General features: G+C 72.4%; 16 protein-coding genes. 7 read left to right on the top strand and 9 right to left on the bottom strand.

Features of this window, described 5'->3' with window-relative positions:
• Positions 1-2 precede the first annotated feature (2 nt).
• The 4 genes from MHY30_RS09900 to MHY30_RS09885 form a co-directional block, all read right to left on the bottom strand.
• Positions 3-1,052, bottom strand: a complete 1,050-nt coding sequence (locus MHY30_RS09900; protein ID WP_239276752.1) for an ATP-binding cassette domain-containing protein — start codon at positions 1,050-1,052, stop codon at positions 3-5.
• Positions 1,049-1,831 (bottom strand): molybdate ABC transporter permease subunit, encoded by a 783-nt coding sequence (gene modB, locus MHY30_RS09895; RefSeq protein WP_239276751.1) that lies wholly within the window; start codon positions 1,829-1,831, stop codon positions 1,049-1,051. Before modB ends, MHY30_RS09900 begins: the two co-directional genes overlap by 4 nt.
• Entirely contained in the window at positions 1,828-2,577 is a 750-nt protein-coding gene (gene modA, locus MHY30_RS09890) for a molybdate ABC transporter substrate-binding protein (protein ID WP_239276750.1), read from the bottom strand. Before modA ends, modB begins: the two co-directional genes overlap by 4 nt.
• Positions 2,578-2,645: 68 nt before the next feature.
• Entirely contained in the window at positions 2,646-3,047 is a 402-nt protein-coding gene (locus MHY30_RS09885; RefSeq protein WP_239276749.1) for a molybdopterin-binding protein, read from the bottom strand.
• A gap of 71 nt (positions 3,048-3,118) precedes the next feature.
• Here MHY30_RS09885 and moaA point away from each other — a divergent pair, with 71 nt between their 5' ends.
• From moaA to MHY30_RS09860, 5 genes are read left to right on the top strand one after another with little or no spacing between them, the layout of a single operon-like run.
• The gene (gene moaA / locus MHY30_RS09880) at positions 3,119-4,174 is read left to right on the top strand and encodes a GTP 3',8-cyclase MoaA (RefSeq protein ID WP_239276748.1); all 1,056 of its coding nucleotides are present in this window, start codon (positions 3,119-3,121) and stop codon (positions 4,172-4,174) included.
• Positions 4,171-4,944, top strand: a complete 774-nt coding sequence (locus MHY30_RS09875) for a HesA/MoeB/ThiF family protein (protein ID WP_239276747.1) — start codon at positions 4,171-4,173, stop codon at positions 4,942-4,944. The genes moaA and MHY30_RS09875 overlap by 4 nt, the downstream gene beginning before the upstream one ends.
• Positions 4,937-6,160 carry a gephyrin-like molybdotransferase Glp gene (gene glp, locus MHY30_RS09870; protein WP_239276746.1) on the top strand — a complete coding sequence of 408 codons (1,224 nt, stop codon included), beginning with the start codon at positions 4,937-4,939 and terminating at the stop codon, positions 6,158-6,160. Before MHY30_RS09875 ends, glp begins: the two co-directional genes overlap by 8 nt.
• Positions 6,157-6,636, top strand: coding sequence for a cyclic pyranopterin monophosphate synthase MoaC (gene moaC / locus MHY30_RS09865; RefSeq protein WP_239276745.1), 480 nt, complete (start codon positions 6,157-6,159; stop codon positions 6,634-6,636). The genes glp and moaC overlap by 4 nt, the downstream gene beginning before the upstream one ends.
• Complete coding sequence (locus tag MHY30_RS09860; RefSeq protein ID WP_239276744.1) at positions 6,633-6,869, top strand: MoaD/ThiS family protein; 237 nt, start codon at positions 6,633-6,635, stop codon at positions 6,867-6,869. Before moaC ends, MHY30_RS09860 begins: the two co-directional genes overlap by 4 nt.
• Positions 6,870-7,033: 164 nt before the next feature.
• Here MHY30_RS09860 and MHY30_RS09855 read toward each other — a convergent pair whose 3' ends face one another.
• The 3 genes from MHY30_RS09855 to MHY30_RS09845 are packed head-to-tail and all read right to left on the bottom strand — an operon-like array spanning position 7,034 to position 9,573.
• Positions 7,034-7,462, bottom strand: coding sequence for a molybdenum cofactor biosynthesis protein MoaE (locus MHY30_RS09855; RefSeq protein WP_239276743.1), 429 nt, complete (start codon positions 7,460-7,462; stop codon positions 7,034-7,036).
• Positions 7,459-7,941, bottom strand: coding sequence for a molybdenum cofactor biosynthesis protein B (locus MHY30_RS09850; RefSeq protein ID WP_239276742.1), 483 nt, complete (start codon positions 7,939-7,941; stop codon positions 7,459-7,461). The genes MHY30_RS09855 and MHY30_RS09850 overlap by 4 nt, the downstream gene beginning before the upstream one ends.
• A 9-nt stretch (positions 7,942-7,950) precedes the next feature.
• Positions 7,951-9,573 carry an SDR family oxidoreductase gene (locus tag MHY30_RS09845; RefSeq protein ID WP_239276741.1) on the bottom strand — a complete coding sequence of 541 codons (1,623 nt, stop codon included), beginning with the start codon at positions 9,571-9,573 and terminating at the stop codon, positions 7,951-7,953.
• Positions 9,574-9,635: 62 nt separating this feature from the next.
• On the opposite strand from MHY30_RS09845, the gene MHY30_RS09840 reads away from it, so the two are divergent.
• The gene (locus tag MHY30_RS09840) at positions 9,636-11,189 is read left to right on the top strand and encodes a carboxylesterase/lipase family protein (protein WP_239276740.1); all 1,554 of its coding nucleotides are present in this window, start codon (positions 9,636-9,638) and stop codon (positions 11,187-11,189) included.
• A gap of 144 nt (positions 11,190-11,333) precedes the next feature.
• Entirely contained in the window at positions 11,334-12,815 is a 1,482-nt protein-coding gene (locus MHY30_RS09835) for an MFS transporter (RefSeq protein WP_239276739.1), read from the top strand.
• An 80-nt stretch (positions 12,816-12,895) separates the two neighbouring features.
• Here the strand turns inward: MHY30_RS09835 and MHY30_RS09830 are convergent, their stop codons facing one another.
• A complete protein-coding gene (locus tag MHY30_RS09830) occupies positions 12,896-14,764 on the bottom strand; it encodes a helicase HerA-like domain-containing protein (RefSeq protein WP_239276738.1) in 1,869 nt (622 codons plus the stop codon).
• Positions 14,765-14,774: 10 nt separating this feature from the next.
• Entirely contained in the window at positions 14,775-15,479 is a 705-nt protein-coding gene (locus MHY30_RS09825; RefSeq protein WP_239276737.1) for a phosphatase PAP2 family protein, read from the bottom strand.
• Positions 15,480-15,486 lie beyond the last annotated feature (7 nt).

Genomic DNA, 15,486 nt, shown 5'->3' with positions numbered 1-15,486 from the left:
GATCAGGATGCCGGGACGAACCGCACGCGATCCGGAGCGATCGAGAGCATCACGTCGTCATCGCGGCGAAGCCCGGTCGCGTCGACCGGCTCGACCTCGGCGGCTCCGCGCGAGGTGACGACCCGCACCCCCGACGGGGTCGGCTCCAGTCGTTCCACGCGCGCGGACCAGGCGTTGACCGCCGCCCCGCCGATGCGGACATCGGAGGCCCGGAACACCGCGGCCATCGAGCGCCCCTCGTTCGCGGCGAGCGAGCGGGAGGCGGCATCCGACGACTCCAGCCGCACGGCGTCGCTCGTCCAGCCGCCGCGCGCGGCACGACCGACGAGACGCTCCAGTCCGGCGATGCGCGCCGCGACATCGGTGGCCGGAGCGCGCAGCACGTCGGCCACCGCACCCCCCTGGGTGGCCCTGCCCTCTTCGATGATGAGCAGCCGGTCGGCGAGAGCGGCGGCGTCCACGGCGTCGTGCGTGACGGCGACCGCGGTGACGCCGCTCAGCGCCTCGCGCAGCATGGCCCGGATCTCGGCGGCGGTGACGGGGTCGAGGGCGACGAGGGGTTCGTCCAGCAGCACCGCACGCGGTCGGGCCGCGAGGGCGCGCGCGACCGCGACACGCTGCTGTTCCCCGCCGGAGAGGGTCGCCGGAGGACGCTCACCGGTCCCGGGCAGCCCTACGCGGGCGAGCCACTCCTCCGCCCGGTCCCGAGCGGTCCCACGGTCCACGCCGGCGGCGCGCGGACCGAAGGCCACGTTCTCGCGGACGGAGAGGTGCGGGAACAAGCGTGCGTCCTGGTCGAGGAGCACGATGCCCCGATGCATCGGGGCGGTACGCACGCGAGGAGCTGCGGCACGGTCCAGCACGCGGTCATCCAGCGACACCTCCCCCGCGTCGAGCGGCTGAAGCCCGGCGAGGACCTGGAGCAGCGTCGATTTCCCCGCGCCGCTGCGCCCCATGATCGCGAGCGTCTCACCGGGCGCCACGTCGAAGCCGACGTCGACGACGAAGGCGCGACGCCGCACGACGATGTGCGCCGAGAGCGCGGCGGTCACGACGCGCCCGCCGACGGGCGCCACCCGCGCACCAGCAGGAGGACGGCGATCGCCGTGACCAGCAGCAGCAGAGCGAGTGCCACCGCGGTGCCCTCGGCCACGCCGCCGCCGTTAAACGCGGTGTAGATCGCCAGCGGCATCGTCTGCGTCACACCGGGACGATTGCCGGCGAACAGGGCGGTCGCGCCGAACTCGCCGATCGCCCGGGCGAAGCACAGGACGACTCCGGCGACGATCCCGGGGGCGGCGAGCGGCAGCGTCACGCGCCGCAGGATCGTGCCGCGGCTCGCACCGAGCGACGCGGCGGCGCGCTCGAAGTCCACCCCGGTGCTGCGCAGCGCCCCCTCGACGGCGAGCACGAGGAACGGCAGGGCGACGAAGACCTGGGCGAGCACGACGGCCGTCGTGGTGAAGGCGAGCCCGAGGCCGCCCAGCCATCCGCTGCGGCCGAAGAGGTACAACAGCGCGACGCCGCCGACCATGGGCGGCAGCACGAGCGGCACGGTCACGAGCGCGCGCAACACCGCCGCAGTGCGACGGGAGCTGCGGGCGATGAGGACGGCGAGCGGGATGCCGACACCGGCGCACACCGCGGTGGCCGCGGCCCCCGTGGCCACCGACAGCAGCAGCGCCGAGCGGGCGGCATCCGAGGTCACATCCGCCCACAGGGTGCCCCACTCGACGCGCCCGATGAGCGCCGCGAGGGGGATGAGGAGGAATGCCAAGCCCGCCAGCGCCGGCACCACGAGCCAGCGCGGAACGTACCCGCCCCCGGTCATGGGGCGCGGAATCCCGCGTCGGCGAGGATGCCCTGCCCCTGCGGTGACAGCACGAACGCGGTGAACGCCTCCGCACCCCCGGGGTTGGCGGCATCGCGGAGCGCGGAGATCGGGTAGCGGTTGACCACGCCCTCGGCCCCCTCCGGGACGATGACCTCGACATCGCCGCGACCGGCGGCGTCGGTGGCGTAGACCAGGCCTGCCTGTGCGTCGCCCGCCTCGACCTTCGCGAGCACCGCGGTGACGTTCTGCTCCTCGCTCACCGGCGTCACCGACACGTCGGCCTGCGCCAGGAGCGTCGCCGACGCCGACCCGCACGGGACCGCGGCCGCGCAGAGCACCGTCGTCACGCGGGTCAGATCGGCGAGGCCGGTGACGCCGCCCGGATTGCCCGCCGGGACCGCGATGACGAGAGTGTTCGCCGCGAAGATCCGGGCATCCACGGCGAGATCGCCGATCCTGGCCATGGTGTCCTCGTCGGCGGATGCGAAGACGTCGGCCGGGGCGCCCTGGCCGATCTGGGTCGCCAGCGTGCTCGAGCCGTCGTATACGGAGACGACGTCCACCCCCGGGTGCGCGGCCTCGAACGCCGCGGCGATCTCGTCGAACGCTCTCTGCAGCGACGCCGCCGCGTACACCTGCACGACTCCGGTGGGCCCGTCGCCCGCGGCGGGGGGCACCGCCGAAGCGCACGCCGTCATCGACAGCACGGCCGCGAGGGGCAGTGCGAGACGGGCGAGACGCATGGCGGGACCTTTCCGCGGGCACGGGGCCGCGGCATCCATTGTTCCGCATCCGCGGACCAGATGGGCGATCAGATCCGCTCGCGCGGCGTTTCCACGGTCACGACGGTGGCCTTCACGGATGCCACGGCGAGCGCGCCCGGGACGAGCGCGAGTTCGCGTGCCGCCTCGGCCGACATGAGCGACACGATCCGGTGCGGCCCGCACTGCAGGTCGACCTGGGCCATCACGCCGTCGATACGTACGCGCGTGACGATCCCGACGAAGCGGTTGCGCGCGCTGGAGACGGCACCGGTGGGGTCCTCGGGTTCGTCGGCGAGGGCGACGGCGCGGGCGGCGAGCGCCTCACCGGGAATCTCCACGGGCGTCGCGCCCGTCGTGGGAAGCAGACCCTGGTCGACCCAGCGGCGCACGGTGTCGTCGCTGACCCCGAGCAGGCGTGCGGCCTGCGCGATGCGGAAGGTGTGCGGCATGGCACGACGGTATCGCCGCCGACGCGACGGCGGCGACCCCCGGCCCGCCGCCACTCGCCTAGGCTCGTCGCATGGATGCCGTGCGCGAGACCGGGGCGCCCCGCGAGGGCGGGTTGCTCGACCGGTTCGGGCGCGTCGCCCGCGACCTGCGCGTCTCCGTCATCGACAAGTGCAACCTGCGCTGCACGTACTGCATGCCTGCCGAGGGGCTGCCCTGGATGCCGCAGCAGCAGCTCATGACCGGCGAGGAGATCGCGCGCATCGTGCGGGTCGCCGTGCGCCAGCTCGGCGCCGAGGAGTTGCGCCTGACCGGCGGGGAACCGCTCGTCCGCAAAGACCTCGAGGACGTCATCGGCCGCATCCGCGCCGACCACCCCGACCTTCCGATCGCGATGACGACGAACGCGGTGGGGCTCGACCGTCGCGCGCAGGCCCTCAAGGATGCCGGTCTCACTCGACTGAACGCGTCGCTGGACACGCTGCACCCCGAAACCTTCGCCGAGCTGACCCGCCGCCCGCACCTCGACAAGGTCCTCGCGGGGCTCGACGCCGCCCAGGCCGCCGGCCTCGGCCCCATCAAGATCAACGCGGTGCTGCTGCGCGGCATCAACGACACCGAGGTCGTGCCGCTCGTGGACTGGGCGGTCACCCACGGCTACGAGATGCGGTTCATCGAGGACATGCCGCTCGACGGCGACCGCTCGTGGACCGAGACGCAGGTCGTCCCCGCGCGCGAGATCCGCGGCGCCCTCGAGGACGTGTTCGACCTGTCGCCCGACCCGCGCGGGCGCGGCGCCGCCCCCGCCGAGCGGTGGGAGGTGCGGCGCCGCGGCCACAGCACGCTGGCGGGCCACGTCGGGATCATCTCCTCGGTGACCGAGCCGTTCTGCGCCGCGTGCACGCGCACGCGGGTCACCGCCGACGGCCGCATCCGCTCGTGTCTGTTCTCGCACGAGGAGACCGATCTGCTCACCGCGCTGCGCGACGGCGCGAGCGACGAGGGTCTCGCGCAGATCTGGCGGGATGCCATGTGGCGAAAGCCCCGCGCGCACGGTTCCGACCGCGTCGGGCTGGCGCGCGCCGACTTCGTCCAGCCCGAGCGCACGATGAGCGCGATCGGCGGATGAAGCCGCTCGTCGACCCGGTGGCATCCCTCGCCCCCGAAGAACTCGTCCGCACCGCCCGGCACGCCGTGCTCGCCGGCATCGGCGAGGAAGGCCAGCGGCGCCTCGCCGCCGCGCGCGTCGCGGTGGTGGGGGCGGGGGGTCTGGGTTCGCCCGTGCTGCTGGCCCTCGCCGCCGCCGGCGTCGGCGAACTCACCGTGATCGACGACGACATCGTGGAGCGCACGAACCTGCAGCGGCAGCTGATGCACCGCGTCGACGACATCGGCGTCCCGAAGACGGCCTCGGCGGCGCGCGCGATCCGCGACCTCTCGCCCCTCACGCGCGTGCGCGAGGAAGCGGTGCGCCTCACCGCCGACAATGCGCGGCCGCTTCTCGCCGACGCGCACGTCGTGATCGACGGCAGCGACACCTTCGACACGCGCAGCGCCGTGGCATCCGCCACCGACGCCCTCGGAATGCCGCTGGTGTGGGGCGCGGTGCAGGAATGGTCGGCGCAGGCGACGGTGTTCTGGTCACGTCCGCCCGAGGGGCGCGCCCCCGTGACCCTGTCGGACGTGTTCCCCGCGGATTCCGTCGGCGAACCCCCCACGTGCGCGCAGGTCGGCGTGCTCGGTTCGCTGTGCGTGCAGGTGGGCGGCGTGCTCGCGACAGAGGCGATCAAGCTGATCACGGGCGCCGGGGAGCCGCTCCTCGGCCGCATGGCGATCATCGACGCGCTGCGCGCCCGCCACGACATCGTCCCGCTCGTCGGAAGGACCCCGCGTGCCTGATTTCCGCACCGTCGAGGAGCACCGCGCCCGCGTGCTCGAAGCCGTCACCATGCTGCCCGTCGAGACGGTCGGTCTCGCGGAGGCCGCGGGCCGCACGCTCGCGGCGGATGTGCGCGCCCGCCACGACCTCCCGGGAGACGACAATTCGTCGATGGACGGCTTCGCCGTGCGCTTCGCCGACGTCGCGGGCGCGGATGCCGGGACCCCGGTGGTCCTCCGGGTCGTGGCCGACCTCCCGGCGGGTTCCGCCGATGATCCCGCGTTCGGCCCGGGCGAGGCCGTGCGCATCATGACGGGGGCGCCGGTCCCGACGGGCGCCGACGCCGTCGTCCCGTTCGAGGACACCGCGGGCGGTCTCGCCGACTCGCTCGGCACCGTCCACGTGCATCGCGCTCCGGCCGGCGCGGGGGCGTTCATCCGACGCCGCGGCGGCGACGTCCGCGCGGGCGAGGTCGTGCTCACCGCGGGAGAGCGGCTCGGTCCCTTCGCACGGGCCGCTGCGGCGGCGGCGGGCGTCGACCGGGTCGAGGTGCGTCGCCGTCCGCGCGTCGCGGTCGTGTCCACCGGGAGCGAGCTGGTGCCGCCCGGCGTCGCACCGGGTCGCGGTCAGACGCCCGACTCGAACGCGACGCTGCTGGCCTCGCTCGTCGCCGATGCCGACGCCGACGTCGTGCTCGTGGCGCACGTGACCGACGAGGCCGGAGCAGTCGACGACGTGCTCGCACACGCGGCCGAGGTCGACGTCGTGGTCTTCAGCGGCGGCGTCAGCGCCGGAGCGTACGAACCGGTGCGCCAGGCACTGTCCGACCGCATCGCGTTCGAGAAGGTCGCGATGCAGCCGGGGAAGCCGCAGGCCTTCGGTCGACTCGACGACGGCCGGCTCGTCTTCGGGCTCCCCGGAAACCCCGTGAGCGTGGCCGTATCGTTCGAGGTGTTCGTGCGTCCCGCGCTGCTCCGCCTGCAGGGACGCGCGGTGATCGACCGCCGCAGGGCCCGGCTCACGGCATCCGAGACCTGGACGACACCCCCCGGTCGCCGCCAGTACCTCCCCGCTGTCGTCGACCTCGTCGCCGGCACCGTGCGCCCCGCCACCCCGGGAGGGTCGGGGTCGCACCTCGCCGCGTCGCTGGCGCGAGCCGAGGCGTTCGCGATCGTCCCCGCCGAGGTGGCCTCGGTCGCCGTCGGCGACCCCGTCGATGTCATGCTGATTCCATGACCTTCACCCATCTGGATGCCGCGGGTCACGCCCGCATGGTCGACGTCACCGCCAAGCAGCCCACCGTGCGCACCGCGACGGCGCGCGGCTTCGTCCGCTGCAGCCCCGAGGTGGTCGCAGCTCTCCGCGACGGCACCGCCCCCAAGGGCGATGTCCTGGCGGTGGCACGGATTTCCGGCATCCAGGCGGCGAAGTCCACGCCCGCGCTCCTCCCCCTCGCGCACGTCATCGGCGTGCACCGGGCCTCGGTCGACCTCGCGATCGTGGACGACGGCGTCGAGATCGAGGCCACCGTGGGCACCGCCGACCGCACCGGCGTCGAGATGGAGGCCCTGACCAGCGTGTCGGTGGCCGCCCTCGCGATCGTCGACATGGTGAAGGGCCTGGACAAGGGCACGTCCATCGAGAACGTGCGGATCGTCGCCAAGACGGGCGGCAAGTCCGGCGACTGGCACCGCCCGGGAGAGACCGCGTGAGCGTCCGGGTGCGCTACTTCGCCGCCGCGGCCGAGGCGGCGGGAACGGATGCCGAAGACCGCCACGAGCCGGGACTCGAGTCGCTGCGCGCGGCCGTCGTCGCCGACCACCCCGAGCTCGGCGGCATCCTGGACCGCTGCGCCGTCCTCGTCGACGGCGAGCGCCGCGACGACGACGCCCCCCTCGCCGGGGTCACGCACGTGGACGTGCTGCCCCCGTTCGCCGGCGGCTGAGCCGCGCCGCCCCACGCCTTCCGCGCCGTCCCGCCGTCGCGCCGTCGCGCCGTCCCGCCGTCCCGCCGTCGGCCCTCACGCATAAACGCTTTCCACGCGCAGAAACGCATGCACAGCGCGTTTATGCTCGCCGAACGCGTTTATGCGTGCTCGGATGCCAAGCGCTAGCCCCCGAGGCCCTTCCAGGCCGTGGTGCCGTCTGCCTCCACCTGACGCTTCCACACGGGCAGATCGGTCTTGATCGTCTCGATGACGGTGCGGCACACCTCGAATGCCGCGGCCCGGTGACCCGAAGCCACCGCGATGACGACCGCCGCCTCCCCCACGCCTAGGCGCCCCACACGGTGGCTCACCGCCACGATCGCATCGGTGCCCGCGGCAGCGTGCTCGGCGATGCGGTGGAGCGCGGCGGGCGCGTCGGGATGTGCGCTGTACTCCAGCGCGACGACGGCATCCGTGGCATCCGGGTCGGTGTTGCGAACGCGCCCGACGAACGTCGTGACCGCTCCTGAGGCGTCGTCTTCCACCGCACGCAGGTGCGCGTCGAGGTCGAGCGGTTCCTCGGACAGGCGGGCGATACGGACGGCGCTCATGCGTGGTCTCCTCCGGCGAGCTGATCGAGGACGTGCGGGGCCAGCTCGGCGATCACGGCGATTCCGGATGCCACGGCACGCGTGGATCCGGGAAGGTTCACGACGAGGGTCGCGGGGTCGGCGATGCCGGCGAGTCCGCGCGAGAGGACCGCGAGCGGCGTGTCGTCGAGTCCGCGGCGGCGGAGCTCCTCGGCGATCCCCGGGATCTGACGGTCGAGCACCGTCACGGTGCCCTCCGGCGTGCGGTCCGTGGGTGCGACACCGGTGCCGCCGGTCGTGACGACCAGACCCGCGCCCGCAGCGATCGCGGCGCGGAGAGCGCTCTCCACGCTGTCCGCACCATCGGGTACGACGACGGCGTCGGCGCACTCGAACCCCGCCTCGCGCAGGAGCGACACGGCGAGCGGACCGCCCCGGTCCTCGCGGAGCCCGGCGGCGGAGCGGTCGGAGACGGTGATCACGCGAGCGGTGTGCGGCACCGTCCCAGCCTAGGCGGGTGCGTCCGATGCGGCGGGGATCGTCTCCACCTCGGGCACCTCGGGGGCCATGCGCCCCGCCTTGGCCTTCGGCGCCAGGTCATCGCGCTGCACCGATTCGGCGGCGGCGGTGATGCGTCGTGCCATACCGCTGAAGATGAGTCCGTGGAACGGGAGGACGGCCAGCCAGTACAACCGCCCGGCGAGCCCCGTGGGGAAGAACAACGCCCGCTGGTCGAATCGCGCACCGTCGCCCTCGGGACTCGCGCGCAGCTCGAGCCACGCCCCACCAGGCACCTTCATCTCGGCACGCAGGCGCAGCAGACGGCCCGGCTCGATGGCCTCGACACGCCAGAAGTCCAGGGCGTCTCCGACCGTGACGACCGTACGGCTGCGCCGACCGCGCGCGAGGCCCACCCCGCCGACCAGACGGTCCATCCACCCCCGGATGGCCCAGAGCAGTGGTGACGAGTACCAGCCGTTCTCGCCGCCGATGCCTTCGATCACCGACCACAGTTGCGCGGGGCTCGCGCTCGTGCGCATCGTCCGCTCGTCGGTGTAGACCAGACGGCCCGCCCACTCGGGGTCGCTCGGCAGCGGGTCACTCGGCGCTCCCGAGACCTCGGAATCCTGCCAGCTGGTCTCGATGGCGTCGTCGTTCACCCGGCCGAGCGCTCGGCGCACGGCCTCACGGTAAGGCATCAGCCCGCCCTCGGGACGCGGGACGAGGTCGTCGATCGCACGGTCCTTCACGACGCAGTCGTTCTGCAGCGACTCCACCAGCGGACGGGCGATCGACTTCGGGATCGGGGTGACGAGATTGACCCAGTGCGAGGCCAGCCGCGGGGTGAGCACGGGGAGTGACGCGATCGCGCGCTGGGGAAGCCCCGCCTCGAGGGCGTAGCCGTTCATCATTTGCCCGTAGCGCAGCACGTCGGGACCGCCGATGTCGACGGCGCGGTTGACGTTGGGGGCGACACGCGCGGCCCCGAGCAGATAGTGCAGCACGTCGCGCACGGCGATCGGCTGGATGTGATTGCGCACCCACTTGGGCGCGGGCATGTACGGCAGGACGTCGGTGAGGTGCCGCACCATCTCGAACGACGCCGAGCCCGATCCGATCACCACACCGGCCTGCAGCACGAGCGTCGGCACTCCGCTGGCGAGCAGGATCTCGCCCACCTCGACGCGCGAGCGCAAATGCGCCGACAGCGGCGCGTCGTCGGGGTGGAGCCCGCCGAGGTAGATGATCCGAGACACGGATGCCTCTGCGGCGGCGTCGGCGACCGTTCGGGCCGCGCGACGATCGGTGTCCTCGAAGTCGCGCCCGCCGCCCATGGAGTGGATGAGGTAGTAGACCACGTCGACAGCCTCGACGGCACGGGCCACCGCCGCCTGATCGGTCGCGTCGCCCTCGATCGTCTCGACGTCATGGCCCCAGGGGAACGCTTCGACGCGCCGCGCGTCGCGGGCGAGCACGCGCACCCGATAGCCGGCCGACAGCAGGCGCGGCACCAGACGACCCCCGAGATAGCCGGTGGCCCCGAGGACGAGCGCGCGCGGAGGCGATCCGTCCGGTCGGGGCTGCGCGACGAGCGCGGGTTCACGGCCGGTGGGGGCGGACAGCTCGTTCATGCCGCCACCGTACGCCCGGCCGACAACACGGGCGGGGGCTTGACGCCGCTAGGGTGAGGCGCGTGGAGACCGCCGTCACCGTCACCGCGCCCGCCGGCACCTTCCGCGGCCGCGTGGACCGTTCCGTCCGCTCGTGGCGCGGCATCCGCTTCGCCCTCCCCCCGACGGGCGATCGCCGCTGGCGCGACCCCCTCCCCGCGCCGGACGCCGACGGCGTCGTGGATGCCACCGACTTCGGCCCCGTCTGCCCGCAGCCCACGAACCCGGCGATCCCGCTCGGAGAAGGAGCCGTCGAAGACGAGGACTGCCTGTCGCTGAATGTGTGGGCGCCGGAGGGGGAAAGCGCGTCCGCCCGCCCGGTGATGGTGTGGCTGCACGGCGGCGCCTACACGTTCGGGTCCTCGAGCCAACCGCTCTATGACGCGACGTCGATGGTGTCGGCCGGCGACGTGATCGTGGTCACGGTCAACTACCGCCTGGGCGCCCTCGGCTTTCTCGACCTCTCCCACGCCCTACCCGACGGGGGTTTCGACGGCAATCTCGCTCTCAAGGACGTCCTGCTCGCCCTGCGGTGGGTGCAGCGCAATGTTGCGGCCTTCGGCGGAGATCCGAGCCGCGTCACGGTGTTCGGCGAGTCCGCAGGGGGCGGCCTGGTCACCACGCTCCTTGCGACCCCGTCGGCGCGGGGTCTGTTCCACCGCGCGATCGCTCAATCGTCTCCGGCCTCCAGCGTCTACGGCAGCGCGCGCGCGATGAAGGTCGCCCGCCGCTTCCTCTCCGAATTGGGAATCGCCGCGGACGACCCCGCGGCTTCGACCGCGGTCGAGGCCGCCTCGGTCGACGCGATCGTCGCCGCCAGCCAGCGCGTCTACGCCGACGTCCCGACGAGCGACCCCGGCACGCTCGCGTTCGCTCCGGTCGTCGACGGCGACCTGCTCCCGGAGGCCCCCATCGCGGTGCTCCGGGAGGGCCGCGGCATCCCGGTCCCCCTCGTGATCGGCACGAACAAAGACGAAGCGTCACTGTTCTCGTTCATGAAGTCGCCGCTCATCCCCATCACGGGCGAACGCATCGATCAGATGTTCGCCGATATGGCGGCGGAGAGCCCCGGCGTCGAACTGCCGACGCGCGAACAGGTGCTGACCGCGTACGAGCACGTGCGTCATCGTGCGATCGGGCTGGGCGTGGCGCGCGATATCGGCTTCCGTCTCCCCACGCTGTGGGTGGCCGAAGGTCACTCGAAGGCCGCGCCGGTGTGGCTGTACCGCTTCGATCACGCCGCGCCCTTCCTCCGACTCATCGGCCTCGGGGCCACACACGCAACCGAGTTGCCGTACGTGTGGGGGAACCTCGTGAGCGGCCCGAAGGACCTGACCTTCCGGCTCGGCGGGCGCCGCATCGCCGACCTGATCTCCGCGCGAATGCTGGCGCGGTGGACTGCCTTCGCTCGGGGAGACGAGCCGACGGCATCCGGCACCCCCGCCTGGCCCCCATTCCGCACGGACGGGGACGACGCGCGGGCGACGCTCGTGATCGACCGCCACGACGCCGTCGTCAACGACCTCGACGGCGACCTCCGCCGCGCGTGGGGCGATACGATCCTGACATTCTCCTGACGCGCGGGGGGAAGTCTGCCGAGGGCGAGCGGCTCTGAGCGACCGACCGGGCTTCTCGCGGCGGGCGACGGGACCGGGCTAACACATCCGTTCCGCGCATCCCATCGACTGGAAAACGCACCGCGTTCGCGGTAGGGGTGGAGTATGAGCCAGCATTCTTCCGCGGCATCCGATCATCCCCGCCTCGAGGTCGATGACGTCATCGTCGTCGACAAGAAGCGCGTCCGCACGGCCATCGGCGGAACCGTCGTCGGCAACTTCATGGAGTGGTTCGACTTCGGCATCTATGGGTACCTCGCCGTCACCCTCGCGGTCGTCTTCACCTCCGACCTCCCCGAGCCGTGGGGCCTCCTCGTCACCCTGCTCGGCTTCGCGATCTCGTTCCTCGTCCGCCCGTTCGGTGGCTTCGTCCTGGGCCCCCTCGGCGACCGCATCGGACGCCAGAAGGTGCTGTTCCTGACCATGGCGATGATGGCCACCGCGACCGCCCTCATCGGCCTGCTGCCCGGGTCGGCCGCGATCGGTCTGTGGGCCATCGTGCCGCTGTACCTGCTGAAGATGGTCCAGGGGTTCTCCACGGGAGGCGAGTACGCCGGCGCGACGACGTACGTGTCGGAGTTCTCCCCCGACCGCAGCCGGGGGTTCTGGTCGTCGTGGCTCGATGTCGGCTCGTACGTCGGGTTCGCCGCCGGGGCCTCGGCGGTGGCGATCACGACGGCGATCACGACCTCCATCTCGGGCGAGAACGCGATGGTCGAGTACGGCTGGCGTATCCCGTTCCTGCTGGCGATCCCGCTGGGTATCGTCGCGATCTACTTCCGTCTGCGCATCCCCGAGACCCCCTCGTTCGAGCAGACCCATGCGGCCGAAGCCGCGCAGGAGATCGGCTCCGACGATCCCCTGGCTCGGCAGGGGCTCAGGGGCATCGTGCGTCATCACTGGCGTGCGCTGCTCATCGGCATCGCGCTCGTCGCGGCGACCAACACGGCCGGCTACGCGCTGACGAGCTACATGCCCACCTACCTCGAGACCGAGGTCGGCATCTCCAACCTCGGAGCCGCCGTCGCAACGGTTCCGGTCCTGCTGGTGATGTCGGCCACGCTCCCTCTGATCGGCAAGCTCAGTGACCGGATCGGCCGGAAGCCCGTGTACGCGATCGCCGCCGGATCGGCCGTCGTGCTCCTCGTCCCCGCCTTCCTCATCATGCAGATCGGCGAGCTGTGGGCGGTCATGATCGCCCTGTTCATGGCGGCGGTGCCGGTGGCGTTCTACGTCGCGATCTCGGCATCCGCGCTCCCCGCCCTCTTCCCCACCGCGTCACGTTTCGGTGCGATGGCCGTGGCGTACAACATCGCGGTGTCGCTGTTCGGCGGAACGACGCCGCTGTTCAGCCAGGCGCTGATCGAGTGGACCGGGAACACCCTCATGCCCGCTTTCTACATCATGTTCTTCGCGGCGCTCGGTCTCCTCGCGCTGCTGGCGATGCGCGAGACCGCGCGGCGACCCCTGCTGGGCTCGGTGCCCGCGGTCGAGACACCCGCGGAAGCGGAGGCCGTGGTCGCCCGCCAGGACGACGACCCCCTCATCGACACCTCCACGATGCCCCTCGAGATCCGCCGCCCCTGACCGCCCCGCCACGCGCGAGTCGCCAGGATTTGTCGCCGTCGGGTGCTCCGCGGCGACAAGTCTTGGCGACTCGCGCCGGGTTAACGGCGGCCGGTGCCGAACAGGCCCCGGATCACACCGTTCAGGATCGTCCGCGTGGAACCGCGGCCCAGAAGGTCGTCGAGCGGCGACGAGGGAGAGCTCGACCGAGGGGATGCCGTTCCCCTGAGCAGCCGGTCGTACTCGCGCTGCGCCTTCTTCTGCGCCTCGGCGTGGGCCTTGTCGATCGCCGCCTTCTGCCGCGCGTACTCCGCTTCATCGGCGGCGGCCTTCTTCGCCCGTTCGGCGGCCTCCCGCGCCTCGGTCGCCGCTTGCAGCCGCGCTGCGAGGATCTCACGCGCGGACTCGCGCTCCAGCGGTGAGCCGTATCGGGCGAACAGGGGGGATGCCGAGACGGCGGCGGCGAGGTCGCCCGCGGGGATCGGCGCCATCGACGCCCGTGGTGCGTACAGCCGCGTCCAGGCGACGGGCGTCGGCGTGCCACGTTCATCCATCACGGTGATGATCGCCTCGCCGGTCCCGAGCTCCTGCAGCACGCGCTCGAGGTCGTAACCGGAGGCCGGGTACGTGCGCACCGAGGCGCGCAGAGCCGCGGCGTCATCGGGAGTGAAGGCGCGCAGCGCGTGCTGGACGCGCGAACCGAGCTGCGCCAGCACGTCGGCCGGGACGTCCTTGGGTGTCTGTGTGACGAAGAAGACGCCGACGCCCTTCGACCGGATGAGGCGCACGGTTTGCGTGATCGCCGCGAGGAACGCCTTCGACGCGTCCCGGAACAGCAGGTGCGCCTCGTCGAAGAAGAACACCAGCTTCGGCTTGTCGAGATCGCCGACCTCGGGGAGCACCTCGTAGAGCTCCGCCAGCAGGTACATGAGAAACGTCGAGTACAGCTCGGGGCGTGCGGCGACGTTCGGCACCTCGAGCAAGCTCACCATGCCCTCGCCCTCGGCGGTGACGCGCAGGAAGTCCGTCACGTCCAGCTCCGGTTCGCCGAAGAAGCCGTCGGCGCCGGAGGCCGAGAAGGCAACGAGCTCGCGCAGGATGACACCGGCGGTCGCGCTCGACAGTCCCCCGACGTTCTTCAGCTCGGCTTTGCCTTCATCGCTGGTGAGGAACGTCAGCACCGCCCGGAGGTCGGAGAGATCGACGAGGGCGAGGCCTTTCTCGTCCGCGTAGTGGAACACGAGCGCCAGACTCGACTCCTGGGTGGCGTTGAGGCCGAGCACGCGGCTGAGCAGCAGGGGGCCGAATCCCGATACCGTCGCCCGCACCGGCACACCGGACGCGGAGTCGTCCCCGAGTGCGTAGAACTCCGTGGGGTACGCGCGCGGTGACCAGTCCTGTTCGAGGGAGCGGGTGCGCGCCCTGAGCTTCTCGCTCTCCGCGCCGGGAGCCGCGATACCGGACAGGTCGCCCTTGATGTCGGCCGCGAACACGGGAACGCCGCTGGCCGACAGCTGCTCGGCCAGGAGTTGCAGCGTGCGCGTCTTGCCCGTCCCGGTGGCCCCGGCGACAAGCCCGTGCCGGTTGGTCATGGCGAGCGGGATGCGCACGCGAACGGATGCCACCGGGCCGCCGTTGACGAGCACGCCGAGGTCGAGGGCCGCCGCGTCGCTCCCATACCCGGCCGCGATCTCGGCGACCTGGGCGGCGGTGAGAGGAGCTTCGGCGTCGGGGGCGGGCTGCCGCGTCGACGAGGTACGTGATGGCGCCGCTTCGCCCGCCGACGTCGTGGTTTCGACGTCCGGCCCCGCGGCGGCATCCGCGCGGGCACGAGCGGCAGCGGCCTCGGCGGACGCGAGCTCGGCGCGCGCCCGGGCCAGACGCAGTTCCGCCTCCGCAGCCTCTGCCGCCGCGCGCAGACGTGAGACCTCGGGATCGTCGGCGGGACGGGCGGCGGCACTGTCGCTCATAGCGGTCAGCCTAGGACGTGCGCGGGGACACGGCATCCGGGGCTCGGCCGGCGCGCCGGAGCGTCGCGCGGTCCGCGTCGCGTGCGCGCAGACGCGAGAACACCGCGGCCAGCACGAGAGCCGCGCCGGCGCCGACGAGGGCGCCGCCGATGGTGTCGGAGAGCCAGTGGGCGTGCAGGTATGTGCGGCTGAAAGCCATCAGCACGAGCCAGGCCGCACCGGCCAGCCGCACCCAGAGCGACGGGAAGAGGATTCCGGCCACCACCGCGATGGTCGCCGCGTTCGCGGTGTGCCCCGACGGGAAGGAGCCGTAATCGGAGAGCACGAGGATGTCTTCCGGACGCGCGCGTCCGAACGTGTGCTTCAGCACCTGCACGAGCAGAGCGCTGCCCGCCGAGGCCGCGAGGAAGTACAGCGCCGCCCACCGCTTGCCGAAGAGGAACAGCGCGAGCGCACCGCCGATCGGGACGATGAGGATGGCGGTGACGTAGCCGCCCAGCTCGTTCATCACGAGCGCGAACGACAGCAGCGGCTCCAGCGGCGCCGCGGCGAACAACTGGTTCCACCACACGTCGATCGCGAACGGGCTCGGCCCACGGAAGTACACCCACGCCCCCAGTCCGCAGGCGAGAGCGATCAGCACCAGGCCGACGATGCCCCACGCACGATCGGAGCGCACCGTCAGCGGCGCCACGGGCTCGGAATCGACGTTCATCGGCTAA

It is taken from the genome of Microbacterium sp. ACRRU (genome assembly GCF_022346945.1).
Taxonomy (GTDB): domain Bacteria; phylum Actinomycetota; class Actinomycetes; order Actinomycetales; family Microbacteriaceae; genus Microbacterium; species Microbacterium mcarthurae.
This window is presented reverse-complemented; position numbering and strand designations above follow the sequence as displayed.

Coding starts and splice junctions, on each gene's coding strand:
- modB (WP_239276751.1), bottom strand. CDS start 1,831: ATGACCGGGGGCGGGTACGTTCCGCGCTGGCTCGTGGTGCCGGCGCTG.
- modA (WP_239276750.1), bottom strand. CDS start 2,577: ATGCGTCTCGCCCGTCTCGCACTGCCCCTCGCGGCCGTGCTGTCGATG.
- MHY30_RS09885 (WP_239276749.1), bottom strand. CDS start 3,047: ATGCCGCACACCTTCCGCATCGCGCAGGCCGCACGCCTGCTCGGGGTC.
- moaA (WP_239276748.1), top strand. CDS start 3,119: ATGGATGCCGTGCGCGAGACCGGGGCGCCCCGCGAGGGCGGGTTGCTC.
- MHY30_RS09875 (WP_239276747.1), top strand. CDS start 4,171: ATGAAGCCGCTCGTCGACCCGGTGGCATCCCTCGCCCCCGAAGAACTC.
- moaC (WP_239276745.1), top strand. CDS start 6,157: ATGACCTTCACCCATCTGGATGCCGCGGGTCACGCCCGCATGGTCGAC.
- MHY30_RS09855 (WP_239276743.1), bottom strand. CDS start 7,462: ATGAGCGCCGTCCGTATCGCCCGCCTGTCCGAGGAACCGCTCGACCTC.
- MHY30_RS09845 (WP_239276741.1), bottom strand. CDS start 9,573: ATGAACGAGCTGTCCGCCCCCACCGGCCGTGAACCCGCGCTCGTCGCG.
- MHY30_RS09835 (WP_239276739.1), top strand. CDS start 11,334: ATGAGCCAGCATTCTTCCGCGGCATCCGATCATCCCCGCCTCGAGGTC.
- MHY30_RS09830 (WP_239276738.1), bottom strand. CDS start 14,764: ATGAGCGACAGTGCCGCCGCCCGTCCCGCCGACGATCCCGAGGTCTCA.
- MHY30_RS09825 (WP_239276737.1), bottom strand. CDS start 15,479: ATGAACGTCGATTCCGAGCCCGTGGCGCCGCTGACGGTGCGCTCCGAT.